The 25,813-nt window shown below is 56.4% G+C and carries 24 protein-coding genes; 13 read left to right on the top strand and 11 right to left on the bottom strand.

Going from position 1 to position 25,813, the window contains the following annotated elements; translation table 11 throughout:
* Positions 1-5: 5 nt before the first annotated feature.
* From PREMU_RS11015 to PREMU_RS10985, 7 genes are read left to right on the top strand one after another with little or no spacing between them, the layout of a single operon-like run.
* A complete protein-coding gene (locus tag PREMU_RS11015; RefSeq protein ID WP_007575355.1) occupies positions 6-989 on the top strand; it encodes a stage II sporulation protein M in 984 nt (327 codons plus the stop codon).
* Positions 982-1,881 carry a hypothetical protein gene (locus tag PREMU_RS11010; RefSeq protein WP_007575353.1) on the top strand — a complete coding sequence of 300 codons (900 nt, stop codon included), beginning with the start codon at positions 982-984 and terminating at the stop codon, positions 1,879-1,881. The genes PREMU_RS11015 and PREMU_RS11010 overlap by 8 nt, the downstream gene beginning before the upstream one ends.
* Before the next feature lie 15 nt (positions 1,882-1,896).
* Positions 1,897-2,514: a DUF4129 domain-containing protein gene (locus PREMU_RS11005; RefSeq protein WP_007575351.1), complete on the top strand. Its 618-nt coding sequence runs from the start codon at positions 1,897-1,899 to the stop codon at positions 2,512-2,514.
* Entirely contained in the window at positions 2,511-3,773 is a 1,263-nt protein-coding gene (locus tag PREMU_RS11000) for a DUF4350 domain-containing protein (RefSeq protein ID WP_007575350.1), read from the top strand. Before PREMU_RS11005 ends, PREMU_RS11000 begins: the two co-directional genes overlap by 4 nt.
* 45 nt (positions 3,774-3,818) lie before the next feature.
* Positions 3,819-5,051: an anaerobic sulfatase-maturation protein gene (locus PREMU_RS10995; protein ID WP_007575349.1), complete on the top strand. Its 1,233-nt coding sequence runs from the start codon at positions 3,819-3,821 to the stop codon at positions 5,049-5,051.
* Between the two features lie 57 nt (positions 5,052-5,108).
* Positions 5,109-6,086 (top strand): AAA family ATPase, encoded by a 978-nt coding sequence (locus tag PREMU_RS10990; RefSeq protein ID WP_040558336.1) that lies wholly within the window; start codon positions 5,109-5,111, stop codon positions 6,084-6,086.
* Positions 6,087-6,091: 5 nt separating this feature from the next.
* Complete coding sequence (locus tag PREMU_RS10985; protein ID WP_007575347.1) at positions 6,092-7,387, top strand: DUF58 domain-containing protein; 1,296 nt, start codon at positions 6,092-6,094, stop codon at positions 7,385-7,387.
* A 135-nt stretch (positions 7,388-7,522) separates the two neighbouring features.
* Here the strand turns inward: PREMU_RS10985 and PREMU_RS10980 are convergent, their stop codons facing one another.
* From PREMU_RS10980 to PREMU_RS10955, 6 genes are all read right to left on the bottom strand, one after another.
* Positions 7,523-8,452 carry an Rpn family recombination-promoting nuclease/putative transposase gene (locus PREMU_RS10980; RefSeq protein WP_007575346.1) on the bottom strand — a complete coding sequence of 310 codons (930 nt, stop codon included), beginning with the start codon at positions 8,450-8,452 and terminating at the stop codon, positions 7,523-7,525.
* A 104-nt stretch (positions 8,453-8,556) separates the two neighbouring features.
* Positions 8,557-8,694 (bottom strand): RagB/SusD family nutrient uptake outer membrane protein, encoded by a 138-nt coding sequence (locus tag PREMU_RS16015; RefSeq protein WP_419185127.1) that lies wholly within the window; start codon positions 8,692-8,694, stop codon positions 8,557-8,559.
* A 553-nt stretch (positions 8,695-9,247) separates the two neighbouring features.
* Positions 9,248-10,156, bottom strand: a complete 909-nt coding sequence (gene nadC, locus PREMU_RS10970; protein WP_007575345.1) for a carboxylating nicotinate-nucleotide diphosphorylase — start codon at positions 10,154-10,156, stop codon at positions 9,248-9,250.
* 199 nt (positions 10,157-10,355) lie between these two features.
* Complete coding sequence (gene nadA, locus PREMU_RS10965) at positions 10,356-11,435, bottom strand: quinolinate synthase NadA (RefSeq protein WP_050796423.1); 1,080 nt, start codon at positions 11,433-11,435, stop codon at positions 10,356-10,358.
* A 158-nt stretch (positions 11,436-11,593) separates the two neighbouring features.
* On the bottom strand, positions 11,594-13,186 hold the full coding sequence (gene nadB / locus PREMU_RS10960) for an L-aspartate oxidase (RefSeq protein WP_007575343.1): 1,593 nt from the start codon (positions 13,184-13,186) through the stop codon (positions 11,594-11,596).
* Positions 13,187-13,228: 42 nt separating this feature from the next.
* Positions 13,229-14,113, bottom strand: a complete 885-nt coding sequence (locus PREMU_RS10955) for a DMT family transporter (RefSeq protein WP_306420864.1) — start codon at positions 14,111-14,113, stop codon at positions 13,229-13,231.
* Between the two features lie 181 nt (positions 14,114-14,294).
* Here PREMU_RS10955 and rlmH point away from each other — a divergent pair, with 181 nt between their 5' ends.
* A complete protein-coding gene (gene rlmH / locus PREMU_RS10950; protein ID WP_007575341.1) occupies positions 14,295-14,765 on the top strand; it encodes a 23S rRNA (pseudouridine(1915)-N(3))-methyltransferase RlmH in 471 nt (156 codons plus the stop codon).
* 307 nt (positions 14,766-15,072) lie between these two features.
* Positions 15,073-15,816 carry a 2,3-diphosphoglycerate-dependent phosphoglycerate mutase gene (gene gpmA / locus PREMU_RS10945; RefSeq protein WP_007575339.1) on the top strand — a complete coding sequence of 248 codons (744 nt, stop codon included), beginning with the start codon at positions 15,073-15,075 and terminating at the stop codon, positions 15,814-15,816.
* Positions 15,817-16,063: 247 nt separating this feature from the next.
* Here gpmA and PREMU_RS10940 read toward each other — a convergent pair whose 3' ends face one another.
* The 5 genes from PREMU_RS10940 to aroQ form a co-directional block, all read right to left on the bottom strand.
* Positions 16,064-18,859 carry a carboxypeptidase regulatory-like domain-containing protein gene (locus PREMU_RS10940; RefSeq protein WP_040558332.1) on the bottom strand — a complete coding sequence of 932 codons (2,796 nt, stop codon included), beginning with the start codon at positions 18,857-18,859 and terminating at the stop codon, positions 16,064-16,066.
* A gap of 91 nt (positions 18,860-18,950) precedes the next feature.
* Positions 18,951-20,126, bottom strand: coding sequence for an oxygen-binding di-iron domain-containing protein (locus PREMU_RS10935; RefSeq protein ID WP_007575334.1), 1,176 nt, complete (start codon positions 20,124-20,126; stop codon positions 18,951-18,953).
* A 3-nt stretch (positions 20,127-20,129) separates the two neighbouring features.
* On the bottom strand, positions 20,130-20,291 hold the full coding sequence (gene rd, locus PREMU_RS10930) for a rubredoxin (RefSeq protein WP_083819270.1): 162 nt from the start codon (positions 20,289-20,291) through the stop codon (positions 20,130-20,132).
* A 78-nt stretch (positions 20,292-20,369) separates the two neighbouring features.
* Positions 20,370-21,050 carry an O-methyltransferase gene (locus tag PREMU_RS10925; protein WP_007575330.1) on the bottom strand — a complete coding sequence of 227 codons (681 nt, stop codon included), beginning with the start codon at positions 21,048-21,050 and terminating at the stop codon, positions 20,370-20,372.
* Positions 21,013-21,438 (bottom strand): type II 3-dehydroquinate dehydratase, encoded by a 426-nt coding sequence (gene aroQ / locus PREMU_RS10920; RefSeq protein WP_007575328.1) that lies wholly within the window; start codon positions 21,436-21,438, stop codon positions 21,013-21,015. Before aroQ ends, PREMU_RS10925 begins: the two co-directional genes overlap by 38 nt.
* Before the next feature lie 103 nt (positions 21,439-21,541).
* On the opposite strand from aroQ, the gene xerA reads away from it, so the two are divergent.
* The 4 genes from xerA (at position 21,542) to PREMU_RS10900 (ending at position 25,739) form a co-directional block, all read left to right on the top strand.
* Entirely contained in the window at positions 21,542-22,453 is a 912-nt protein-coding gene (xerA, locus tag PREMU_RS10915; RefSeq protein ID WP_040558330.1) for a site-specific tyrosine recombinase/integron integrase, read from the top strand.
* A 426-nt stretch (positions 22,454-22,879) separates the two neighbouring features.
* Positions 22,880-23,755 (top strand): diaminopimelate epimerase, encoded by an 876-nt coding sequence (dapF, locus tag PREMU_RS10910; RefSeq protein ID WP_007575324.1) that lies wholly within the window; start codon positions 22,880-22,882, stop codon positions 23,753-23,755.
* A 32-nt stretch (positions 23,756-23,787) separates the two neighbouring features.
* Positions 23,788-25,011, top strand: a complete 1,224-nt coding sequence (locus tag PREMU_RS10905; RefSeq protein WP_007575322.1) for an LL-diaminopimelate aminotransferase — start codon at positions 23,788-23,790, stop codon at positions 25,009-25,011.
* A 23-nt stretch (positions 25,012-25,034) separates the two neighbouring features.
* Complete coding sequence (locus PREMU_RS10900) at positions 25,035-25,739, top strand: hypothetical protein (RefSeq protein WP_007575319.1); 705 nt, start codon at positions 25,035-25,037, stop codon at positions 25,737-25,739.
* The last annotated feature ends 74 nt before the right edge of the window (positions 25,740-25,813 follow it).

Raw genomic sequence — 25,813 nt, 5'->3', positions numbered from 1 at the left:
AACCCTTGCGCGAACAACAATTCATACGCGACAATATTTCCAAGTGGGAGCGTGCCGAGACGGTGGCCGATCAGGCCGCTGCCTCCTCGCCTGACGAGCTTGCCGAGACCTATGTTGACATCACCGCTGACCTGAGTTTCGCGCAGACCCATTATCCCGACTCGCGCGTTACGGTCTATCTCAACGGGCTCTCTGCCTCGCTCCACAATGTGCTCTACCGCAACAAGCGTGAGCGTTCACGCCGCTTCTTCACGTTCTGGACGCATGAGGTGCCGCTGACGCTCTACGAGGCCCGCCGCCTGCTTTTGGCTTCCTTCCTTATCTTTATCCTCAGTGTGGCCATCGGGGCATTCTCCCAAAGAGTCGATCCCGACTTCTGTCGGCTCATCCTTGGCGATAGTTACATGGACATGACGCAGGCCAACATCGCCGCCGGCAAGCCTATGGGCGTCTATGGCAATGAGGCTGAGCTGTCGATGTTCGGCTCCATCACGGTCAACAATATCCTCGTGGCCCTGCGCCTCTTCGTCATGGGCCTGCTGACAAGTATTGTCACGGGCATGGGATTGTTCTACAACGGCATCATGATCGGCTGCTTCGACACGTTCTTTGCCCAGCAACATCTGTTGGGCTCGGTGCTGCTGACCACGATGCTCCACGGCACTTTAGAACTCTCGGCCATCGTGGTGGCGGGCACGGCGGGCCTGGCCTTGGGCAACGGTTGGCTTTTCCCCGGCACCTACTCGCGGCTCTATTCATTGCGCATCGCAGCCAAACGGGGCCTGAAGATCGTCGTCAGCACCGTGCCGGTATTCATCGTGGCCGGTTTCATCGAGAGTTTCATCACCCGACATGCTGACTTGCCTGCCTTTGTCCGCCTGGGCATTATTCTGCTTTCGGCGGCGTTTGTCATTTATTATTATGTGGTGCTGCCTTTCCGTGTGCACCACAAGTCACACACTGATACAACAACAACTCATTATGAATAAGATTCCTTTGTACTGTGTCCGCACATTCAGCGAAAAGTTCTCCGCTACCATCGATTTCTGCAACCAGAATTGGCGAGTGCTGTTCCGCATGTCGCTCTATTTCATCCTTCCGCTGTCTCTTCTGCAGAGTTTCGGCCTCACCAATTACTACCAGTGGGCTTTCCAGAATGCCGCGAGTGGGGCAACATCCATAGACGGTCTGCCTTTTGGTAGTATGGGGCTACTCATAGGCGGCTCTATGCTGCTGTCGCTGATAATGATGTCGGTGGTCTATGGCTTGATGAAGTGCTACGACCGGAGTGATGAGGGTATCGCTACGCTCACCCTGCGTGAGTTCAACCCCACCTTGCTGCACTTCCTGAAGCGCTCGGTTGTGGCGTTGCTCGTGTTGCTTCTCGTCGAGGTGGTGGTCATCGGTATATGCGTGTTCTTTGCCATGATCAGTCCCATTGCGTTGGTTCTTGCGCTTATTCCCGTGATGGTCTTCCTGTTTCCCGTAGCTCTCTTCATACCGACTTATCTGTTTGAGGACGACACACCGGTATTCAGCGCCTTCGTGAAAGGCTATCGCTATGGTTTCAAGACATGGGGCGGCATGTTCAAACTGCTGATAGTCATGGGCTTTGCAGTCTATTTCGTGTCCTCACTGATGATGTTGCCGGCCATGATCATGATGGCGGCCAAGGGCTTCCTCTTCCCCGGTGCCATGGCCAGCACCAGTAGCCTGCTCTATAGTCTGGGCACCTTTTTAGTCAGTGTGCTCACTGCCTTCTTCGCCAATCTCTTTTCGCTTCCAGTATTCATCGCCCTTGCTTATCAGTACGGCCATGCCGCTGAGAAGTTCGACAACGTGACAGTGGAAGAGCGCATCGACGATTTCGAAGAACTCTGATTCCCATTCTTTTCCATGTCGATAGTTGCTGATACCCTCAGACCCGACACCACCGCGCTCCATACTTTCCGTATGGATGCCGACTACGACTACACGCGTGAGCTGTATGAAAGCGACTTCAGCGTGTGGGACTGGCTTGGGAAGCATTTAGGTGCGTATCTCCGCCACCACAGAGACGATCTCTTTGGACTTTCCAACATCCCTGTGGGTGTCTGGATTGCCCTTGCTGTTGTAGTGTTGTTGGTCATCATTGGTATTTTCATCCACCGCCGCTCGGCCTTGTTTTATAAGGATGTCACTGTTTCCACCAATGAGCCGGCCAATGAGGACAATATCTATGGTGTGGACTTCGAGGCGTCCATCGGCGAAGCCCTTGCCGCACGCGACTGGCGGTGTGTGGTGCGTCTGCGCTATCTGCAGACGCTGCGGGCACTGGCCGACGACGGCCGCATCGACTGGCGACCGTCGAAGACGCCCACACAGTATACCCGTGAGGTGACCACGGAGCCTTTCCGCGTAATGACGCGCCACTTCCTGCGGGTGCGCTATGGCGGCTTCGTCGCCGACGAGGCCATGGCTGACGAGATGGCACGCCTTGCGCAGCAGGTCTTAGGGAAAGGAGGCGAGGCATGATGGTCAACCGGAAATTCATCATCGGCATTGTCACCGTGACGCTGCTTGTCTTTGCGTTGCAGCTCCAGATGCCCCGTAAGTTTGAGTGGGGTGTGACCTTCTCGCCCGTCGACCGCAATCCTTTTGGCTGTTGGGTCATGGACAGTGTCATGCGCCAGGCTCTGCCCAAGGGCTACGAGGCGCGCAGGACTACCTTAACGCAGATGGCGCTGAGCAAAGACTCAACCTGCAACATCCTGCGCCTCACCAATACTTATCCGCCGCTCGACAGCCTCGATATCGATGCCATTAAGCGGCTTACGGCCCGTGGTCAGCACGTCATGCTTGTGGCTAACAGTCTGGACGCATCGGGAGCCGACACCGCCGCCGTCGCAAAAGCCTTCGGGGCGACCATGCGGGGCTATGACTCCTTTTCTCTGCAGGATGCCCAGCGCTATCTCAGCACAGGAGCATCGATTCAGGAGATCGCTACGTGGCATAAAGGTGCCAACGGCTATCCTGCGCATCGTTACCGCGTGCTCTATGCCATGACGGGCAGCCAGGTCTCCATCGTTGACAGCGTGCGCTGGGAAGTATTGGCAGGCCATCCGGCTACCAATACGCAGAAAAAACATACTGTGCTTGCTGCCACGCGCCGCATGGGTCGCGGCCGACTCACCCTGGTCTCCATGCCTCTGCTCTTCTCCAACTACGGCACAGTGGTAGGCGATCACTCCGCCCTGCTCTTCCGCCTGATGAGCGGCGTGGCCGGCCGTAAGGTGGTACGACTGACACAGCAGGAAACGACGGACGAGAAGCAGGCCCTGAGCCAGACGCCCCTGCGCGTGCTGTTGCAGTTTACACCGCTGCGTTGGGCGTTGTACCTCTCGGTGGCGGTGCTGCTGCTCTTCTTTGTCTTCACGGCTCGCCGCCGCCAGCGCGTCATTCCTGTGACGGCGTCGCCGGTGAACCATACCCTGGAGTTCACGCAGCTCGTCGGCACGCTGTTCTACCTGCGCCATGACCGCACGGCTCTCGTACGCCGTAAATGGGCGCTCTTTGCCAATGCCCTGCGCCGAACGGCCGGTGTGGATGTCGAGGCTCTCGACCATGACGACCATCTCTTCACGGTCCTCGCCGAGCGCACTGCCCTGTCTTATGAGGACGTGGCACGCCGCATCAAGCACCTGCGCTATCTCGTGGCCAATGAGAACAACCTTTCCGTTGACACTATGCGCCGGGCCATCAGCCAGATGGACGACATGCTGCGGAGAATGTGAGATACGAATAATTTTGAAATCTGAAAGTTGACGAATATTAATGCCATGCCGACAACAGCTAATCCCTTTGCGCGCCCTCTCTATGTGATGGTGAAGCCAGGCAGTGCGACCTGTAACTTACGCTGCAAATACTGCTATTATCTGGAGAAGCAGTTCCTCTACGATGCTCAGGGCCGCCGTACCATGAGCGATGAACTGCTCGAACTGTTTACACGTGAGTACATCCAGGCGCAGACGATGCCGCAAGTCCTGTTTACATGGCATGGGGGCGAGCCCCTTATGCGCCCGCTCTCTTTTTACAAGAAGGCGCTGGAATATCAGAAACAATATGCCGCAGGCCGCCATATCGAGAATGCCATACAGACCAATGGCACGCTGCTCACAGACGAGTGGTGCGAGTTTCTTGCTGAAAACCATTGGCTTGTAGGCATCTCCATCGACGGACCGCAGGACTTCCATGACGAGTATCGCCGTTCGGCATCCCATAGACCGTCATGGATGCAGGTGATGAAAGGCATCAAACTGCTCAAGAAGCATGGCGTGGAATGGAATGCAATGGCAGTGGTCAATGACTACAATGCTGACTATCCCCTCGAGTTCTACAACTTCTTTAAGGAAATGGGCTGCAAATACCTGCAGCTCTCTCCTATCGTCGAGCGTATCGTGCGCCGTGAGGATGGCCGCCATTTAGCCGATCTCAACGACGCTGAGGACTCTCCTTTGGCCGACTTCTCCGTGACGCCGGAGCAGTGGGGTGACTTCCTTATCGCCATCTTTGATGAGTGGGTGAGGAAGGACGTCGGGGAATTCTTTGTTGAGACCTTCGATTGCTTCCTTGCCAACTGGTGCGGTACTGACCCTGGCATCTGTGTCTATGGCCGTGAGTGTGGTCATGCCGGCGTGATGGAGTACAATGGAGATGTCTATTCCTGCGACCATTTTGTCTTTCCCGAGTATAAACTGGGCAATATCCGCCAGAACACACTCATAGAAATGCTCTATGGTGACAAGCAGCGTAAGTTCAGTGAGCTGAAGCACCGCGCTCTGCCCCGCCAATGTCGTGAGTGCAAGTTTAAGTTTGCATGTCATGGCGAATGTCCGAAGAATCGCTTCCTGCGTGACCACTATGGTGAGCCGGGTCTGAATTATCTCTGCGCCGGCTATCACAGGTTTCTTACGCATGTGGCTCCTTATATGGACTTTATGAAGAACGAGCTTGACGGTCACCGTCCGCCTGCCAACATCATGGAGGCCGTAAAGAAGGGTTTCTTCAAATAGGCTTTATTTAACACATCCGTGTGGGCGGGTGAAGACCATCGCTATATTGAACCATAAATACCACAAAATATGGAATCCCAAAGAATCGACTTATCCCTTTTCTCCGAGCGCACAGAGCGGCTGCGCACAGCCATCCGTGAGGTAATCGTAGGCCAGGACGAGGCCATCGACCTGCTGCTCACCTGCATCCTGGCCGATGGCCACGTGCTCATCGAGGGCGTGCCTGGCGTGGCCAAGACCTTGCTGGCGCGTCTCACGGCCCGCCTCATCGATGCCCGTTTCAGTCGCATCCAGTTTACGCCCGACCTCATGCCGAGTGATGTGCTCGGCACTACAGTGTTTAATGCCAAGACGTCAAGCTTCGACTTTCATGAAGGTCCTGCCTTTGGCGATATCATCCTTGCCGATGAGATCAACCGCGCGCCGGCCAAGACGCAGGCCGCCCTCTTTGAGGTCATGGAGGAGCGCAAGGCCGACATCGACGGCGAGACCCACGCCATGGGGCCGCTCTATACTATCGTGGCCACGCAGAACCCCGTGGAGCAGGAGGGTACCTACCGTCTGCCCGAGGCACAGCTTGACCGTTTCCTGATGAAGATCACGATGGGCTATCCCTCGTCCGACGAGGAGCTGGAGCTGCTCAAGCGCCATCAACAGCATGTGGCGTTTACACGGCTTGACGATGTGAGCCCCATGATGACCAAGGACGAGCTGCTTGCCGCGCGTGCCCTATTGCGGCAGATGGTGGTCGACGAGTCCATGTTGCGCTATATGGTCAGCATTGTGCAGTTCACCCGTCAGACAAAGTCGCTCTTCCTCGGTGCCTCTCCGCGCGCCACCGTGGCGCTGCTGCGGTCAGCCCAGGCCTTTGCCTTGTTGCGGGGCCGCGACTTTGTCACCCCCGACGATGTGAAGAGCGTGGCGCCTGCCGTACTGGCCCACCGCCTCATGCTCACCGCTGAGGCGGAGATGGAAGGCTTCACGCCCGAAAAGGTCGTGCAGCGTGTGCTGGAACAGATTGAGGTACCGAAGTAAGTCCGATGTTTCTTCGACAGCGTTTCTATTGTCTTGCCGCCGTCATCGCCGTCATTATGATTCTCGGCTGGGCGTGGCTCCCGTTCTTGTGGATGGGTCAGGTGTTGCTTGTGCTCTTAGTGCTGGAGCTGGCTGTTGAGGCCGTGGTGCTGTGGCGCACGGGCTCGGTGAGCGGCACGCGCTGTTGTGCCGACCGTTTCTCCAACGGTGATGACAATGAGGTGGTGGTGCGTGTGCACAGCCATTACCGTTTGCCCGTGAGTCTGTCGGTCATCGACGAGGCGCCGGTGGAGTTCCAGCGTCGCGACCTCACCTTCAGCGTCCGCCTGAAACCGCAGACGGGCCGTGCCCTGCACTATCTGTTGCGACCGGTGCGGCGCGGCGTCTGCCACTTCGGCCGAATGTGCGTCTTTGTCTCCGTCGCCTTGCGCTTGCTGGAACGGCGCTTCACTTTGGGTGAGGAAAAGACGGTGGCCGTCTACCCCTCGTTTCTCCTGCTGCGGCAATATGAGCTCTTAGCCTTCTCGCAACGGCTCAACGAGATGGGCATCAAGCGATTGCGGCGGCCGGGCAATAACACGGAGTTTGAACAGATTAAGGATTATGTCAAGGGCGACGAATACCGCGCCATCAACTGGAAAGCCACTGCCCGCCGCGGCCGTCTCATGGTGAATGTCTATAATGAGGAGCGTTCGCAGCGCGTCTATTGTGTCATCGACAAGGGCCGTATGATGCAGCAGACCTCGCGTGGTATGACCTATCTCGACTATGCCATCAATGCCTCTCTCGTGCTGTCGTTTGTGTCGCTGCACCGTGAAGACAGGCCGGGCATCGTCACCTTCGACGCGCGGGTCAGCACGTTCCTGCCGGCCGAGCGGCGTGAGGGGCAGATGCAGGCCATCCTCGAACAGCTCTACCGGGAGCGGACGGCCTTTGCGGAGAGTGACTTCTCGTCGCTTGTCGCCACTCTTGGACAGCGCGTACAGCACCGGAGCCTGTTGGTGCTGTTCTCCAATTTCCCCACACCGCAAGCCCTGCGCCGCCAGCTGCCATATCTGCAACAGTTGACCCGCCGTCACAGGGTGCTCGTCATCCTTTTCCGCGACAACGAGATCGAGCAGTTCGCCCGTCAGCGCCCCACCACGGAAGAGGCCTGTTTTCAGCAGGTCATGGCCCAGCAGGCTATGGCCGACAAGCAGCTCATCGCCTCCATGCTCCGACAGTATGGCATGGAGACCCTCCTCGTGCGTCCCGAGGACCTCTCCATCCGCCTGCTCAACCAGTATTTGGACATGAGATGATCCCCTGGTGTATGGCAATGCGTCAACGGCGTAAAGGCAATGCGTTAACGGTGTAAAGGCAATGCCTCTACGATGTAGACGCATTGCCTTTACGCTGTAATGCCGTGACCTTCATCTTCCGCTTATCGGAAGAGCTCATAAGGTGTTGACGTCAAGTCCGGTTAGTGTCGCTATCTGTTTGGCCGGAATACCTGCCTCCTTCATCTTCCGTGCGATTTCCGCCGCGGCCTCCGCACGTCCCTCCACGCGTCCTTCCGCACGTCCTTCCACGCGACCTTCCGCACGTCCTTCCACGCGACCTTCCGCACGTCCTTCCATCTTTCCTTCTCCACGCGCTGTGGAGATGTTGTCCTTGAGGACAGCGACATTGTCGAGATGACGGTAGTAAGACTCCCGCTCAGCGGGCGACATCTGGTCAATCTCCAGGCGATGGCGCGCCTCTCCCAGACCGGGGGCCGTGGCGTCGTGGGGGATCTCAGAGGTGTTGAGGAAGTAGATCCACTGCTCCAACGGCACCTTGCTCCAACGGTTGAAGTCGTTAACTTTCAGGATGTAGTATTCCGGATAGAGGTCGCTTACGGTATCCACCTTGAACTTCTGCTTCTGGAAAGGTGACAGCGGCAGCAACTCGCCGTTGTGGATGCCTCGGAACTCGGTCTTGCCGTGGTAGACGATGTCGGTGCCGCCTCCGAGGTTGAAGTAGACAATATTGATGCTGTAGACCTTGCGCACGCGGTCATAGTTGTCGCCGCGGTTGATGTACTCGGTGACCAGTTTCGAGGCACCGAAGAGCATGCGCTGGAAATAGGCCACCTCGGTCTCGTTCTGCACCTCAATGAGGTAGAGCTGCCCCGCTTCATCCTCAGCCAGGAGGTCAACGCGGTTCTGTTTGTCGTCGGCGTCGTCCTGGTTGCTCTCGCTCTCCAGGAGCTTTTGGATCTTGATGGGGTGGCCCAGGAGCGTGGTGAGGAAGCCCTCGAGCACCGCGAAGTTAGCCTTGTCGCGAAGCATCCGTTTCATTGCCCAGTCGAAGCGGATGTATTTCTTGTTGTTCTCGTTCTTCATAGCCGTTGTGTTTAAAGGTTGTCGGACATAACTGCCTATCTTTCGCAAAGGTAAAGGAAAAAATTGAAAGCGGAAAGTATAAGCGTGTTTTTTTATCGGGAAGATCAGTATCCCGGATTCTGCTTGAGGTTCGGGTTGTTCTGTATCTCAGTTAGGGGAATGGCCCAAAGCCATCCTTTGGTGTCATCGAACTTACGTGTCTCCTTCTTCTCTGTCGCGAACTGCCATTTGGCATAAGGAATGCTTGGGTCACTGTTGTTTTGACAGCAACTCCTGACGACAATGTACCGCCAAAAGAATAGTTATATCCGGTGTTGAGCACATCGCTCATGTAGTAGGAATTGATGTTCTGATTGCCGAGTTTCCCCCATGAAGCACGTAGCTTCAACATGTCGAGCACACGCCGTGTGCCTTTCATGAACGGCTCTTCTGTCATTACCCATCCGGCCGAGAAGGAGGGGAAGGTACCCCATTTATGGCCATCGGCAAAGCGTGAGCTTCCGTCGCGGCGGATGTTGGCTTCGAAGAGATACTTGTTGTCATAGTTGTAATTGATTCTGCCGAACCAGGAGCGAAGGCCCAGATCATAGTGATCGGAGTTATAACGGTTGAAAAGAGTTTGGAAAGCCCTGTCGTCACCGGACGCGACTTGCGCTAAAAGGAATTTCTCGTCAACTGTCATGATACATTTTTTCTGACTTCATACGCATAAATATCCTGTCGTATTTCCCGAGCTCCACGCATGCCGGCTGGCATGCGCAGTTATCGGGAGACAGGACGGTTCGTGGCATCGTGTCAGACGGTGAGCTTTGACGATCCCTTTGCCTTGAGGCTCATGTCGAGAGCCTTGACGCTGTGGGTGAGCGCGCCGAAGGAGATGAAGTCGACTCCCGCCTTGGCATAGGGTATCATGGTGTCGAAGGTGATGCCGCCCGACGACTCTGTCTCGATGTGTGCGGGTGTGCCGTCGGCGTGCCGGGCTGCGTGGACGAGGGCCACGGCTTTGGCGGTATCCTCGGGCGTGAAGTTGTCGAACATGATGCGGTCGGGACAGTCGGCGATGGCTTTCTCGAGTTCAGTGAAGTCGCGCACCTCACACTCTATCCTGAGCTTGAGGCCTTTGTCCTTGCAGTACTGTCGCGCGCGGGCGATGGCGTTGTGCACGCCACCGCAGAAGTCGATGTGGTTATCCTTAAGGAGGATCATGTCGAAGAGTCCGATACGATGGTTCATTCCGCCTCCGATGCGCACGGCTTCTTTTTCAAGCATGCGCATGCCGGGGGTGGTCTTACGGGTGTCGAGGACGCGTGTCTTCGTACCGGCGTCGATGAGCGCCTGCTGATATCGGTGGGCCATGGTGGCGATGCCGCTCATGCGTTGGCAGATGTTGAGCATGAGGCGCTCGGTGGTGAGGAGGCTCTGTTCGTGTCCGCTGACGGAGAGCACAATGTCGCCAGGGCGCACGTGGTCGCCGTCGTGGCGGTGCATGGTGACCTTGAGGGCAGGGTCGAAGCGGTGGAAGACCTCCTTGGCGGCACGCTCGCCGGCAAAGATGCCCTCCTCCTTGATCATCAGTTCGCTCTCGCCCATGGCGTCGGCGGGGATGCAGCAGAGGGTGGTGTGGTCGCCGTCGCCGATGTCCTCGGCAAAAGCGAGGTCGATGAGGCAGTCGGTGAGTTCTTGTTCTGTTTGCTTGTGGTTCATATTTCGGAATGTTTTGAATGACGGATGATGGATGACAGCGCTGCCGAGGACGGCAGGGCACCGAACCCGCTGGGCAGGGCACCGAATGCAAGGGAGCCAAGGGCGGCGATGCGATTACGGTGTAGAGGCAGTGCGATTACGGCGTAGAGGCGATACGATTACGGCGTAGAGGCGATGCGATTACGGCGTAGAGGCGGGGCTATGACAGGCTGAGCATCTTCTCGATGGGCTTCACGGCCTCGCGGGCGATATCTTCGGGGATCGTGACCTGTGGCTGGAGAGTATCCAGACAGGCGGCGATCTTCTCTAAGGTGTTGAGCTTCATGAACTCGCACTCGTTACAGGCGCAGGCAGTGGGCATGCCGGTGACGATACGCAGGTCTTGTGCGGCGGCGTCCTTGTCGCCGGTGTGTCCTGCGGCAGAGCCTTGCCCGCTCCCGCCTGTTGTAAGGCCCTGCCCGCTCTCGGTAGGGGTCAGGTTCTCGCCTTCGGTGACCTCGGGTGGCACGGGGATAAAGGTCTGGTCGGGACAGCGGCGGCGCATCTCGAAGAGGATACCGGCCTCCGTGGCCACGATGAACTGTTTCTGCCCGGGATGGGACTGGGCGTAGGTGAGCATGGCAGCGGTGGAGCCCTTCACGTCGGCCAGGGCGAGCACGGGAGCCTTGCACTCTAAGTGTGCCATGACAAGGGCATCGGGATATTGTCGTTTCAGCTTGAGGATAGCTTGAACGGAGAACTTCTCATGGACGTGGCAGCCGCCCTGCCACAGCAGCATTTCACGGCCGGAGATGGCGTTGATGTAGTTGCCGAGATTGTAGTCAGGGCCGAAGATGAGTTTCTCGTCCTTTGGCAGGCTGTTGATGACCTTCACGGCATTGCCCGATGTGACACAGCAGTCGGAGAGAGCCTTCACGGCCGCCGTGGTATTGACATAGCTGATGACCTTATAGCCAGGATGGGCCTCCTTGAAAGCCTTGAGGTCCTCGGCGCGGCAGCTGTCGGCCAGTGAGCAGCCGGCGGCAGGGTCGGGCTCCAGCACTGTCTTCTCCGGTGAGAGCAGCTTGCAGGTCTCGGCCATGAAGTGTACGCCGCACATCACGAGCACGGGGGCGTCGGTCTCCGCAGCCTTACGGGCCAGAGCCAGTGAGTCGCCGATGAAGTCGGCCACTTCCTGGATCTCCGGACGGGTGTAGTAGTGAGCCAGGATGAGGGCGTGGCGCGAGGCGGCTTTCTCCCTTATTTCTTTTATTTTCTCTTCTAAAGTCATTTTATTCATTGCTCTTTTCGTTTGTTCCTCACAATGTCTTTGTCCTTTATTCCAATAGATTTTGGCTTTCCCAACGAATTTATCTGATTCATCGAATGTTGCCATAGGGCATTATTTGAAGAATACGGTGATTCGTTGGGAGCAGCGTTCTCTTCCGACGATGGACATTATTTTGTTTGAGCCTCAGCTTCTCTCGGGTAGTCCACATTGTAGTGCAGTCCGCGGCTCTCGTGCCGCTCTATGGCCTGGCGCGTGATGAGATAGCCCACGTTGATCATGTTACGCAGCTCGCATATATCACGTGTGGGCTTGACACGGCGGAAGAGATCCTCGGTCTCCTCGTAGAGCATGTCAAGACGCTTCCACGCACGCTTGAGCCGGAGGTTGGAGCGCACGATGCCTACATAGGTAGACATCACCTGTCCCACCTCGCGTTCGTCCTGCGTGATGAGCACTTTCTCCTCGTTGGTGAGTGTGCCAAAGTCGTTCCATTCCGGTATATTCTCCTGGAAATGGTAGTTGTCGATGCTTGCGATGGCGTGCTCCGCGGCACTCTTGGCATAGACCACAGCCTCGACGAGAGAGTTGGATGCGAGCCGGTTGCCGCCATGCAGTCCGGTGCATGAGCACTCGCCCACGGCGTAGAGCTTGTGGATGGAGCTCTCGCCGTGGAGGTTGGCCTTGATGCCGCCGCACATATAGTGGGCCGAGGGGCATACGGGAATCATCTGTTTTGTGATGTCGATGCCGATGCTCAGGCATTTCTCGTAGATGTGGGGGAAGTGACGTCGGGTCTCGTCAGGGTCTTTCATCGTCACGTCAAGGCAGACGTGGTCGAGACCGTGTATTTTCATCTCACGGTCGATGGCACGCGCTACGATGTCGCGTGGCGCAAGCGAGAGACGCGGGTCGTATTTCTGCATGAACTCGGTGCCCTCGGGCAGCTTGAGGATGGCTCCGTAGCCGCGCATGGCTTCGGTAATGAGGAAGGCGGGATGGGTCTCTGCGGGGTTGAAGAGCACGGTGGGATGGAACTGCACGAACTCCATGTCCTTCACCGTTGCCTTGGCGCGGTAGGCCATGGCAATGCCGTCTCCCGTGGCGATGACGGGGTTGGAGGTGGTGGCGTAGACGGCTCCCGTGCCGCCGGTGGCCATAAGGGTGACGCGCGAGAGATAGGTGTCCACGCGCTGCGTGTCGGGATTGATGACATAGGCGCCGAAGCACTCGATGTCGGGCGTGCGGCGTGTCACCTCCTGCCCGAGGTGGTGCTGGGTGATGATCTCCACGGCGAAATGGTTCTCCAGCACGGTGATGTCGGGATGGCTGCGCACAGCGGCCATGAGTCCACGCTGGATCTCAAAGCCAGTGTCGTCCTGGTGGTGCAGGATGCGGAACTCAGAGTGACCGCCCTCACGGTGCAGGTCAAAGGAGCCATCGGTCTTCTTATCAAAGTTGACACCCCACTTCACCAGGTCGCGGATGGCGTCGGGAGCGTTGCGCACCACGTGCTCCACGGCCTTGGGATCGGAGAGCCAGTCGCCGGCCACCATGGTGTCGTGGATGTGCTTGTCGAAGTCGTCCACGGCGAGATTGGTAACCGAGGCGATGCCGCCCTGTGCCTTGGCGGTGTTGGCCTCGTCGAGAGTGGTCTTGCAGATGATGGCGACGGAGCCTTTGTGGGCATTGGCTACTTTGAGGGCAAAGCTCATACCAGCTACGCCGCCGCCGATGATGAGGAAATCGTAATGATATACCATCTTCGTATTATATCATGGTTGGTTTTTATCTTCATAAAAGTCTTATGCTGTCTGCTTCCGCAGGATGATGAGGATGACAGCCGAGAGGATGAGCACGATGCCTGCGGAGAGCCGCAGGGTAAACGGTTCACCGAAGAGCGTGCAGGAGATAGCCACGGCGGTGAGCGGTTCAATGGCGCCCATGATTGCCGTGGGCGTGGAGCCGATGCACTTGATGGCGACATTGATGAGGAAGAGACTCATCACCGTGGGCAGTAATGCTAACTGTGCACCCCAGAGCCACTGGGTGCCGCGAAGGAGCTGCAGAGGCTCGCCCTTGAACAGCATGAAGGCGGTGATGCCCAGCCATCCGAAGAAGACGATCCATGCGGTGGACTTCTCCGCTGACATGCCGGTGATGCAGAACTGCCGCACGTAGACAATGTACATGGCATAGAGCAGGGAGGAGAAGAGCACAAGCAGGATGCCGGTAGCCGAGAGCTTTGAGCCGCCCTCTCCACCGCCGCGGTAGAGCAGCGCGATGCCGGAGACGGCCAGCACAATGGCGGCGGTGGTGCGCCAGTTGACACGCTCGTGGTAGAACATCACCATGATGAGCGCTGTCATAATAGGGTAGGAGAAGAGAATGGTGGAGGCTACGCCTGCGTTCATGTAGTGGAAGCTCTCGTAGAGCGTAAGCGATGACATGGAGAACATCACGCCCAGAACGGCCAACCGGATGGCATGGCCCCATCGGATGCGTAGCGACTCGCCGCGTGCAAGAAGCCATGCGGCAAAGAAAATGACGGAGAGGGCGTAGCGATAGAAAAGCACCGACCCCGAGGAAATGCCGTCGGCATAGAGCGGCAGCGTACCCAAGGGATTGGTACCGTAGAAAACCGCGGCCAGGATGCCGGCGGAGAAGCCTTTGAGGCTATTGGACATCATGAGATTTGTCACATTCTATTTCAGTTTGCAAAAATAGGCAAAAATCAGATATGAGCCAAAGTAATCTCATCTTTTTTTTATGGAATAGCCTCAATGACGGCGTAAAGGCATTGCGATAACGCCGTAAGGGCGAGAGGAGCAAAAGGGAGACGAAATGGGAATTATTTCGTAACTTTGCAGCATGAAAACAACACTGATTTTGATGGGCAAGACCGATGGCAAGCTCTACCAGACCGCCATCGACGACTATGCCGCCCGCATCGCTCACTATATGCCGTTCGCCGTCAAGGTGATTCCTGACATTAAAAACACCCGCACCCTTTCTGAAGACCAACAGAAAGAGCGCGAGGGACAGCTCATATTAAACCAAGTGACGGCGCAGGACAGCCTTGTGCTGCTTGATGAGCACGGCGAGGAACGGCGGGGCCTTGACTTCGCGCGGTGGCTCGGCAAGCGGCAGGCCTCCGGCCGCAACCTCGTGTTGGTGATAGGAGGCCCTTACGGCTTCTCCGAGGCTGTCTACCGGCGGGCCGACGAGATGGTGTCACTCTCGCACATGACCTTCTCCCACCAGATGGTGAGGCTTATCCTGGCCGAACAGCTCTATCGCGCCTGTACCATTCTTAAGGGCGAGAAGTACCACCACGAGTGAGAAGGCTCATCTTCATAGTAGGCTTGAGCACATCGTGCGCCTTCTCCGTGTGAAGTGACAACCTAAGAGATTGCGGTAGAGCGTCGTCCGTCCTTGAACAGGACGATGTGATGAAGCCGACAGGTGTCACCCTATTAAATACATCTAAAAATATCGGCTGAGAAAGTTGGATGTGAAAACATTTTTGTATCTTTGCGGCATGAACAGGGAATGGCGGGAAATACTGTTATTGATGGTATTTGTCGGAGCAATGATCGCGAATCATTTACCATCGGCCGCGCATTAAGTTAATCATTATTCATATAAGATGAAGAGAATCGTTTTAATCCGCCACGGCGAGAGCCAGTGGAATCTTGAGAACCGTTTCACAGGTTGGACCAATGTAGACCTCACCGAGAAGGGCAAGCAGGAGGCACTCGATGCCGGCAAGCTCCTGAAAGAGAAGGGCTTCCATTTCGACATTGCCTACACGTCTTATCTGAAGCGTGCCGTGAAGACACTGAACAATGTGCTCGACACGATGGATGAGGACTGGATCCCCGTCGTGAAGACCTGGCGCCTCAACGAGAAGCACTATGGCGCTCTCCAGGGCCTGAACAAGAAGGAAACCGCGCAGAAGTACGGCGACGAGCAGGTGCTGCTCTGGCGCCGCAGCTACGATGTGGCGCCGCATGACCTTGCTGCTGACGGCACGGGTTCAGCACTCGCCGATCTCCGCTACGCTAAGGTGCCCGCACAGTATCTGCCTGTGACCGAGAGCCTGAAGGACTGCATCGCCCGTGTTATGCCGTTTTGGGAGTGCGAGATCTTCCCGAAACTCAAAGAGGTGGACAACATCATCGTGGCTGCTCACGGCAACTCTCTCCGCGGCATCGTGAAGCACCTCAAGGGCATCTCCGACAAGGACATCTCGGGCCTGAACATTCCGACGGCTACGCCGTACGTGTTTGAGTTCGACGACAACCTCAACCTTGTCAAGGACTACTACCTTGGTGACGCTGCCGCCATTGCCGCCAAGGCTGCCGCTGTGGCTAACCAGGGCAAGGCATAAGGCTGCGACAAAAGGAAGACAACTTAATCATGCCGTTTGCCCGCTGTCGGGCGGGCGGCTGAAAACCATCAAGGCAGGATGTGGACTACGGTCCGCATCCTGCCTTTTTTCGGTGTTGGATCTATCGGGAGACATGGTACAGCTACCTCGCTCCTTTCCATGTCTTCCGGCTTTGGCGGCTGGCGTTGCCGGGACAGACGTCGTTGAAACCATGTGGACGAAGCGGAGGAATCGCTTGTTTCATGCCTCATTTTCGCTTCTTCGGCTCAAGATCGTAGTAGAATCTGATGCCGATGAAGTGATAGAATTGTGTGCTCCAGGTCTCTGACCGCTCATAGGCGCTGATAGTGGCATTGGTGCAGTTGAAGTTGCGGAGTATGTCCTGGGCGCGCAATGAGAGTGCGGCCTGGTTGTGGAAGAGCTTCACTCCGATCTCTCCGTTCCAGATGACGCGGTGGCGATTGATGTCTGCGGAGAGGTAGCCGTGGTGATAGCTGTCCGTGACCTCTGTGGTGGCGATCCAGCGTTTCTGATTGAGTCGTAGTCGCAGACCGTAGATCAGGCTCAGTGGACGGTTGTTGAAAGCCGGCGTGAGATCGTAGCGGTAGTCGTAGGTAGTCAGATAAGCATAGGTACTGGCATTGAAGGGCCCGGTCTCAAAGGAGAATGTGAACTGGTCTTCGTAGCTGAAGTCACGCTCTCCGTTGAGCGCGGGGCTGTCGTTGTCGTCGGTCTTTATGAGCCATGCATAGCGTTTCTGCCACGTCAGCGTACCGATATTGACGAGCCGGAAGGAAGGTCCGAAGCTCTTGTCAACGTTCAGCGATGCGGCGAAACGGTTGCCGCCACGCACGTTGACGCGTGTTGAGGTGTAGCGTCCGGATGCTGCATCGTAGGTGTAGAGCGTTGATATCGGGCGCACGTAGTGGTTGTATTCCAGCAAGAGACTGGTCACGGCTTGCAGCGGTGCCAATACTTGACTGAAGTTGAGCTTGCTGTAGAGGTTGCCGTAAGTGCGCAGATGGGTGTTGCCTCGGACCACGTTGAGCGGGTCGGTCGTGTTCTCAAAGTCGACCGTCTGCAGCATTTCGGGCTTGTCAGCCGTATAGCCAGCCTTGATGTCGAGGCCTTGCGCACGGTTGATTTTCCACAGGAAGAAGAGCGAGGGATTGAGCAGATGGGTGTTTCTCACGGCAAGGGTGTCGAGGTCTCCGCGGCGGAAGTTGAGCCGGTCGTGGCTGTAGGCCCATTCCACTGACGGCGTGAGGTGGACGCGTTTTCTGAAGTTGATGACCGGCGCTAAGGTGAGAGAGCCGTGCCAGGTGTGCAGGCGTGAGCGCTGCGTGTTGGCGTTGTCGAGAGCCGTAGGAGTATAGTCGGTTGGCGCATTGGACAGCCGGTCCGCATAGAAATCGTTGTCGTCGCGGCTGAAATCGTAGCCGGTCTTTGCCGTGATGTTGAGCAGAACGGCCTTGGAGAGATAGTATTTCAGCGTTGCCGACAGCGAGCTGTACAGATCACTCTTGGGGTTACGGCTGTACTGGTGGAGCGCGTCGGTGGTACCTTCCGTCAGATAATCGAACTGTCTGTCGGTGTGCTGGCGTGTGTTGTTGGTGTTGTAGACAATGTTGGCCTCGATACTCATCTCACCTTTTTGTCGTGGCAGGAAGTGGTTGAGCGTGAAGTCGACATTGCTGTGCGTGCTTTCCGAGGTGGCTGCACTGTTGTTACGGTTGCGCAGCAGCATGTGCCGGTAGATGTCCGAGCCTTTGGCGGCGTCGAAAGCAGCGTCCATGGGGAAGTCGCCGAAGGTGGAGGGAGACTCGGAGAAGCGTGCCATGCGGTACTCTGTCCATTGCTGTTCCTTGGTGTATTTGGTCTCTGCGTTGAGGTTGATGAAGTTCACAGAGTCGGTGTAGAGCTGCGTATTGATGCGGAGTCCCGGCGTGATGCTGTGGCTCCGGTTGTCGTTTTGTGTGATGGTAAAGGTCTGTTGCTCTCCCGGCAGGAAGCGTTGGGAGTTGCCGTAAGTCGTGCCCCATCCGTCTCGATGTCCGAAATCGGGATTGATGGAGATGTAATTGTTATCGCCTGCGCCCTTGGTCTTGCCGTTGTGCTGCCATGCGGTGGAGACATACTGCTGCTTTCCCTGCAGGTCGATGGAGTTTTGGCTGTAGGAATCCTGTCCGATCTCATGCTGCTCGTTCATGTTGTTCATGTTGCCGAAGACCATGAGCGGGTTCTTATCGGAGAGCTTGTAGACTCTCATCTCGCCGTTGTAGTGGTTGCCGTCGCCATAGACAGCCTCGATGTTTCCGTACCATTTGTCGAGGAATCCCGGCTTTGCCTCTACGTCAAGCACCATGTCTTCCTTCCCGTCCTCATTGCCGGTGTGCCGCGCGAGCTTACTCTTGCGGTCGTAAAGCTTAAGCTTTTTGGCTACCTCCGCAGGGAGTTGGGAGATGATGGCGCTGCCGCCGAAGATGTCCTTGCCGTCTACCAGGAGCCGGATGGGCTTGTTGTTCCAGTAAAAGCGGCCGTCGTCGCCCTGCCTGACACCTGGCAGTTTGGTCAGGAGCTCTAAGAGCCGCGCGTTGTCCTGTAACTTGAAGGCTTCGGGATGAAACACAATGGTGTCGCCGCTCATGGTGATTCGCGGCAGATGTCCGGTGACTTTCACGGCCTCGAGCATCACGGAGGTGGGCTGCAGGCGGATGTCGCCGAGGTCGACAGTGTCCGTGCTCTGTGACTGGTCGTAGAGGTAGAGGGCCTTGCGATGGGTCTTGTAGCCGATGTAGCTGGCCTCAAACGTTGTCATGCCAGTCATATAACTGGAGAAGTTGAAGACGCCGAGGCTGTCGGTAGTGACCGTGCTTATGCTCATACTCCATGCCGTGTTTTGCTTGAAAACGACGCTGGCATCGGTCAGCGGGTGCCCGTCGGTGCCGTCTACTACACGGCCTTTTACTATGTCAGCGCACAGCGGCAGGGCGCATAGAAGCATGACGAGGCAGACGGACAGTGAGAGGAGGAGTTGTTTCATGTGTCTCATTTCAATACGCGTGGTTTACAATAAGAGCGATACCCGTCGGATGCTTTGCGGATATCGCTCTTGTAATCTTATGGTGAAAGCTCTACGGCAGAGCCTTTCCCCATTCTCGGCACCGCTTCTCGGCGTCGCTGTCGGGGGCCCACTTCACCTTCAGCGGCTCGGCCACAATCTCGAAGCCGGCTTCTTCAAGGCGTTGCTGCATGCGCTTCTCTGCGCCTCCACCCCATCCGAAGCTGGAGAAGACGGCGGCTTTCTTGCCTTTGAACCGCATGCCGTGGATCATTTCCAGAATGCCCGAAATGGCATAGGTCATGCCTAAGTTGACGGTCGGACTGCCCAATAGGATTTCGCGGGAGCGGAAAGTCTCAAGAATGATGTCGTTCTTGTCGTCTTTCGTGGCGTTCATCAGTACGACACGGGTCTCGGGGTGCGCCTCGCGGATGCCGTCGGCCACTGCTTCGGCCATGCGGCGTGTGGATTGCCACATGGTGTCGTAGATGATCGTGACCTGGTCTTCCTGGTAGTTGGCGTCCCATTTCCGGTAGCACTCCAGAATCTCAGGGATGTGATGGGTCCAGATGACGCCGTGCGAGGTGGCGATCATCTTCAAGGGGAGGTTGGCGGCCAACAGCTCATCGACCTTTCGCTTGACGTTGGGGTTGTAGAGATTGAGGATGTTGGCGTAGTACTTCTCGGCTTCTCGGAAGAGGTCTCTCTGGTTGACGGTGTCGTCGTAGAGGCTTTCTGTGGCGTAGTGCTGGCCGAAGACGTCGTTGGAGAAGAGTATCTGCTCCTTGTCGGCGTAGGTCATCATGGTGTCAGGCCAGTGGCACATCGGCGCCTCAATGAAGTGCAGGGTGTTCTCACCGATGGAGAGTGTGTCGCCCTGCTTGACGTTGACGAAGTTCCAGTCCTCATGGTAGAGTCCGCGGAGCACGTCCTCGCCTTTCTTCGTGCAGTAGATGGGCGTGTCGGGGATGCGCTTCATCAGGGCGGGCAGTGCGCCGGAATGGTCGTTTTCGTTGTGGTTCATCACGATGTAGTCAATCTTGTTGAGATCGACGGCTTCTTCAAGATGGGCCACAAACTCATGGTCGTAAGGTCCCCACACGGTATCGATGAGCACCGTTTTCTCATCCTGGATGAGATAGGCGTTGTAGCTCGACCCGAAGTGGGTGGAGAGCTCGTCGCCGTGGAAGTGCTTGAGCTCCCAGTCTACTTTCCCGACCCAGGATACTTTGTCTGTCAGTTTTTTCACGGCTTAATCCTCCGGTTCAAAGTCTTCCTTACCTACACCACACTCTGGGCAAGTCCAGTCTTCCGGAAGATCTTCAAATGCTGTGCCGGGCTGAATGCCGTTATCGGGATCACCTTTGGCGGGGTCGTAGATCCATCCGCACACTGTGCAAACATACTTTTTCATAGTTGTATTCGTTTTAATTTGTACTTTTTGCAATATCTGCATTGCAAAGTTAAGCCATTTATTTGAAATGACAAACGATTAGGTCGTTTTTTTTCTAATTATTGTAAGTCCGTCCCTGATGGGCACGATGACTTTCTCCACTCGGTCGTCGTCCGCGATGCGGTCGTTGAATCGTCGGATGCCCATAGTTTGGCTGTCGCAGTCGTATTTCGGGTCGACGACATGTCCGTCCCAGAGGGTGTTGTCGGCCAGGATGATGCCGCCGGGGTTGAGGAGGGGTAAGAGCGCGTCGTAGGTCTCGGCATAGGTGCGCTTGTCGCCGTCAAGAAACATCATGTCGAACATGATGCCGAGCTTTGGGGCTTCGGTGACGGCGTTGCCGATGCGGAAGTCGATGAGGCCGGCCACGTCGGAGCCATTGATCCATTGCCGCGTGAAGTCCTCCATCTCGTCGTTGATCTCGAAGGTAAACACTTTCCCATTCCCCTTCTGGGGCAGCCCCTGGGCCATGCAGATGGCGGAATAGCCGGCAAAGGTGCCCACCTCTAAGATGTAGCGGGGCCGCTGCATCATCACGAGCATCTTCAGTAGGCGCCCTTGCAGATGGCCCGAGGCCATGTGGCCGTGAACGGTGTGGATATTGGCGGCGCGCCACAGACGGTGCAGATAGTCGTCCTCGGCGTCGGAGTGGGCCGCGGCATAGTCGGCGATGGCTTCGGGTTCAATCATGGCAGAGGAGCCCGCGAATGGCCAGTTCATAGCCCTGCAGGCCGAACCCGCAGATGACGCCCTTGCAACCCGCCGAGATCATGGAGTGGTGGCGGTACTCCTCGCGTTGGTGAACGTTGCTGATGTGCACCTCTACCACGGGACAGCGCAGGGAGCGGATGCAGTCAAGCAGGGCAATGCTCGTATGGGTATAAGCGCCGGCATTGAGCACGATGCCGTCGGCGGTGAAGCCCGTCTGCTGCATCTTGTCGATGAGCTCGCCCTCGATGTTGCTCTGGTAATAGTTGATCTCCACGTCGGGGAAGCGCGCACGGAGCTTCGGCAGGTAGCTCTCAAAAGAGCTGTCGCCGTAGATGCCGGGCTCGCGTACGCCTAAGAGATTGAGGTTCGGCCCATTGATAATCTGGATTTTTCTCATCGTCTTTTTCTGGAATTATGAGTCGTTTTTGCCGATAATTGGCTAACTTTGACCACAAAATTAAGGATAAGACCGCACATTGCAAAGCAAAAACCAAAATAATTTGTCGCCGGAAGCGGATCTCGTGCGCCGTTTCCTGCGCTATCTGAAGCTCGACCGCAACTATTCTGTCAATACGATAGAGGCTTATCAGCACGACTTGGGCTATCTGATGCGCTTTCTCCGAGGCCGCGGCTTGTCACCCTTGGAGGTGAAGCTGGAAGACCTGGAGCAGTTTGCCGGCTCATTGCATGAGTTCGGCATCGGGGCGCGTTCGCAGTCGCGCATCCTCTTCGGCGTGCGGTCGTTCTACCGCTTCCTGACCCTCGACGGCTATCTTGAGGTGGACCCCACAGAGCTGTTAGAGTCGCCCGTCCTGCCCAAGCACCTGCCCACCTACCTTACGACAGAAGAGGTGGACCAGATAGAAGACAGCATCGACCTCACCGTGAAGGAGGGCCAGCGCAACCGCGCCATCATCGAGATGCTGTTCTCGTGCGGCCTGCGTGTCTCAGAGCTGACCAACCTGAGACTCTCTGATCTGAACCTCGACGAGCATTTCATCAGGGTCACCGGCAAGGGCGACAAGGAGCGGCTGGTGCCCATCTCCGACCGCGCCATCGAAGAGCTGCGGCTGTGGTTCATCGACCGCGACGAGATGAACATCAAGCCGGGGGAGGAGGACTACGTCTTCCTCAACCGCCATGGCCATCACCTGACGCGCGTCATGATTCTCATCATGGTGAAGCGGCAGGCCGCGGCGGCGGGCATCAAAAAGACGATCTCGCCCCACACGCTGCGCCATTCCTTCGCCACGGCGTTGCTCAAGGGAGGCGCCGACCTGCGTGTCATCCAGGTGCTCTTAGGCCATGCCAATATCGGCACGACAGAGATCTACACCCATCTCGACGACGAGTCGCTGCGTCAGGAGGTGCTGCTCCATCATCCCCGTAACATCATGCACGGCGGGCATTGACGCGGCCCTGCTCCCTCTACGCCGTAATGGCAACGCCATTACGGCGTAGAGGCATTGCCATTACAGTGTAGAGGCATTGCCATTACAGTGTAGAGGCATTGCCATTACGGCGTAGAGGCGATGCGATTACGGTGTAGATGGTTTCTACCTCATATAGAGCTAAAATCAATCATTATGTCAACAAAAGGAAAATAAACAGCACATTGTGTTGGAAAATAATTCTTTCGTGTGGCAAGCTGGGAATAACGAAAGCTATGATATTGTCAAATTGCAAGCAAGTAAGGCAACGAAGCTTACAGTTTGATATTTATTATTAAATAGTAGGATAATTTTTACCGAAAAGTTTTCATGGTACTGTCATTTTGTTGTATCTTTGCACCGTGAACAACACAAGGCGTTCATTCAAAAGAAATGGAGCTTAACAAAATGTCAATGAAAGAAAGACTGGCAACGGAATCGGGCAAGGTGCCTTTCACCAAGATGCAGGGGGCTGGAAACGATTACGTCTATGTCAATACATTATTATATAGTGTTCCCGATCCGGAGGCGACGGCCATCAAATGGAGTGACCGCCATTTCGGTATTGGTTCAGACGGGCTGGTGCTCATCGGTGCACCCTCAGACGAGGCAGTGGCCGACTTCTCCATGCGCATCTTCAATGCCGACGGCTCCGAAGCCATGATGTGCGGCAACGCCAGCCGCTGTATCGGCAAGTACGTCTATGAGCGCGGGCTCTTCCATGGCGACACCGTGCGCCTGGAGACACTGTCGGGTGTCAAGATCCTCAAGCTGCACATCGCCGGCGGTAAGGTGGAGAGCGTCACCGTGGACATGGGGGAGCCGCGGTTTGATGTGCCTGAACAATATACGGCGCCGGAGACGGCGCCTAACGGAACCATGCCAGTGGGAACGGAAGGCGTCTTTGTCTCGATGGGCAATCCACACTATGTCATCTTCGTCGACGACATCAGCAAGGTGGATGTGGCAAAGGAAGGCAGGGTGTTGGAGTTTGACAAGGCTTTCCCCGAGCGTTGCAACATCGAGTTCGCGCAGCCTGAGGCACGGTCCTCGTCAGCCGCCACGCTCCGTACGCGTGTGTGGGAGCGCGGCTCCGGCATTACAATGGCCTGCGGGACAGGGGCCTGCGCCACGGCAGTGGCAGCGGCAAAGACGGGCAGGGCCGCCCGACAGAGCGACATTGTAATGGACGGAGGCACCCTGCACATAGAGTGGGGAGACGACAACCACGTCAGAATGACCGGACCCGCAGCGTTTGTTTTCGATGGGGAAAAGGAACTATAAACGGATGACGACCAAGAAAAAGGAATAGAATCATGGCATTAGTAAACGAATATTATCTGCGTCTGCCGGGCAGTTATCTATTTGCCGACATCGCGAAACGCGTCACGGCATACAAAGTGTCTCACCCCAAACAGCGGGTCATCAGCTTAGGTATCGGCGACGTTACCCGTCCTCTGGCCCCTGCCGTGGTGGAGGCCATGCACAAGGCTGCCGACGAGATGGCTGTCAAGGAGACCTTTAGGGGCTATGGCCCGGAGCACGGATACGACTTCCTGCGCGAAGCCATCATGAAGGGAGACTTCCTCACAAGAGGCATCCATCTCGACAAGGACGAGATCTTTGTCAATGACGGAGCCAAGAGCGATACCGCAAACATCCAGGAGCTATTACGCTGGGACAACAGCGTGGCACTGACTGATCCCGTCTATCCCGTCTATGTGGACTCAAACGCTATGATAGGCCGAGCGGGCAAGTTTGAGGACGGCAAGTGGACGGATATCACTTATCTGCCCTGCACCGCAGAGAACAATTTCACGCCCGAGCTGCCCGACCACCGTGTCGACATGATTTACCTCTGCTATCCCAACAATCCCACGGGCACCGTGCTCACCAAGGACGAGCTCCGCAAATGGGTGAACTTTGCCCTGCGCAACGAGGCCGTCATCATGTATGACGCCGCTTATCAGGCCTACATTCAGGACCCCGAGATACCCCATTCCATCTATGAGATAAAAGGTGCGCGCAAGTGTGCCATCGAGTTCCACTCGTATTCCAAGACCGCGGGCTTCACAGGCGTGCGCTGTGGCTACACGGTTATCCCGAAAGAAGTCATGGCCAAGACCATCGACGACAAGGATGTGCAGCTCAACGCGCTGTGGGAACGGCGCCAGTCAACGAAGTTCAACGGCACCTCTTACATCTCGCAGCGGGCCGCCGAGGCTACTTACAGCGAGGAAGGGCACCGCCAGACGCGCCAGACCATTGCCTACTACATGGAGAATGCGCGTATCATGCGCGAGACACTCAGTAAGGCAGGCTATGCCGTCTACGGCGGGGAGAATGCGCCCTACTTATGGGTGAAGACGCCGGGCGGAATGGATTCGTGGAAGTTCTTCGACACCCTGCTCTACGGATGCGGGCTTGTCTGCACGCCCGGCGTGGGCTTCGGACCATCGGGCGAAGGCTACTTCCGGCTTACAAGCTTTGGCAACCGCGAGGATGTTGAGGAGGCCATGGAGCGATTCAAAACACTGTAGAACGTTATTTAAAATAGAAGAACATGAAAAAGGTAAAAGGATTGGTCTTGCTTGTGGCATGCCTTGCAGCAACCACAGCAAGCGCTCAGGACAATGTTGAAGGAAAAGTGGCGGCTGACTTCGTCAATCAATACATCTGGCGCGGTCAGGATAAGGGTGACGTGTCGGTGCAGCCTACCCTCGGCGTAGCTTACAAAGGGCTGTCCCTGACAGCCTGGGGATCGGTGGGACTCTCTGACAAGGATGACACCAAAGAGTTTGATCTCAAACTGGCTTATACGAAAGGCGGGTTCCATGCCGGTGTGACCGACTACTGGTTTAATAGGCCCAACGACAAGTATTTCCATTATGACGCCCACTCTACAAGCCATGTCTTTGAGGGCAATATCGGTTATGACTTCGGTCCCGTGGCGCTCAACTGGTACACTAATTTTGCCGGAAACGACGGTCTGAACAAGAGCGGCGACCGCGCCTACAGCTCATATGTGGAAGCCGCCGTCCCCTTCCAGCTCGCCTCACTCGACTGGACAGCCACGGTGGGCGCAGTGCCTTACGCCACCTCTTACTATGCCAAGGCCGGCGGTTTTGCAGTGACCAACGTGTCGCTGCGTGCCACCAAGGACATCCCTGTGACGGGCAGCTTCTCCATTCCTCTCTTCGCAGGGGTTGTCGCCAACCCCTCCACGCAGAAGGCCTACTTCGTTTGCGGGTTCACGCTCAGACCGTGACGCGGGGCGGCTCCCGTAGCTGCCTGTAACCGTTACGGCTGCATCCGCCCATCCTTCCATAGAATTACGAAATC

Origin of the sequence: Hallella multisaccharivorax DSM 17128, from assembly GCF_000218235.1 — a bacterium.
GTDB classification, from domain to species: Bacteria; Bacteroidota; Bacteroidia; order Bacteroidales; family Bacteroidaceae; genus Prevotella; species Prevotella multisaccharivorax.
This window is presented reverse-complemented; position numbering and strand designations above follow the sequence as displayed.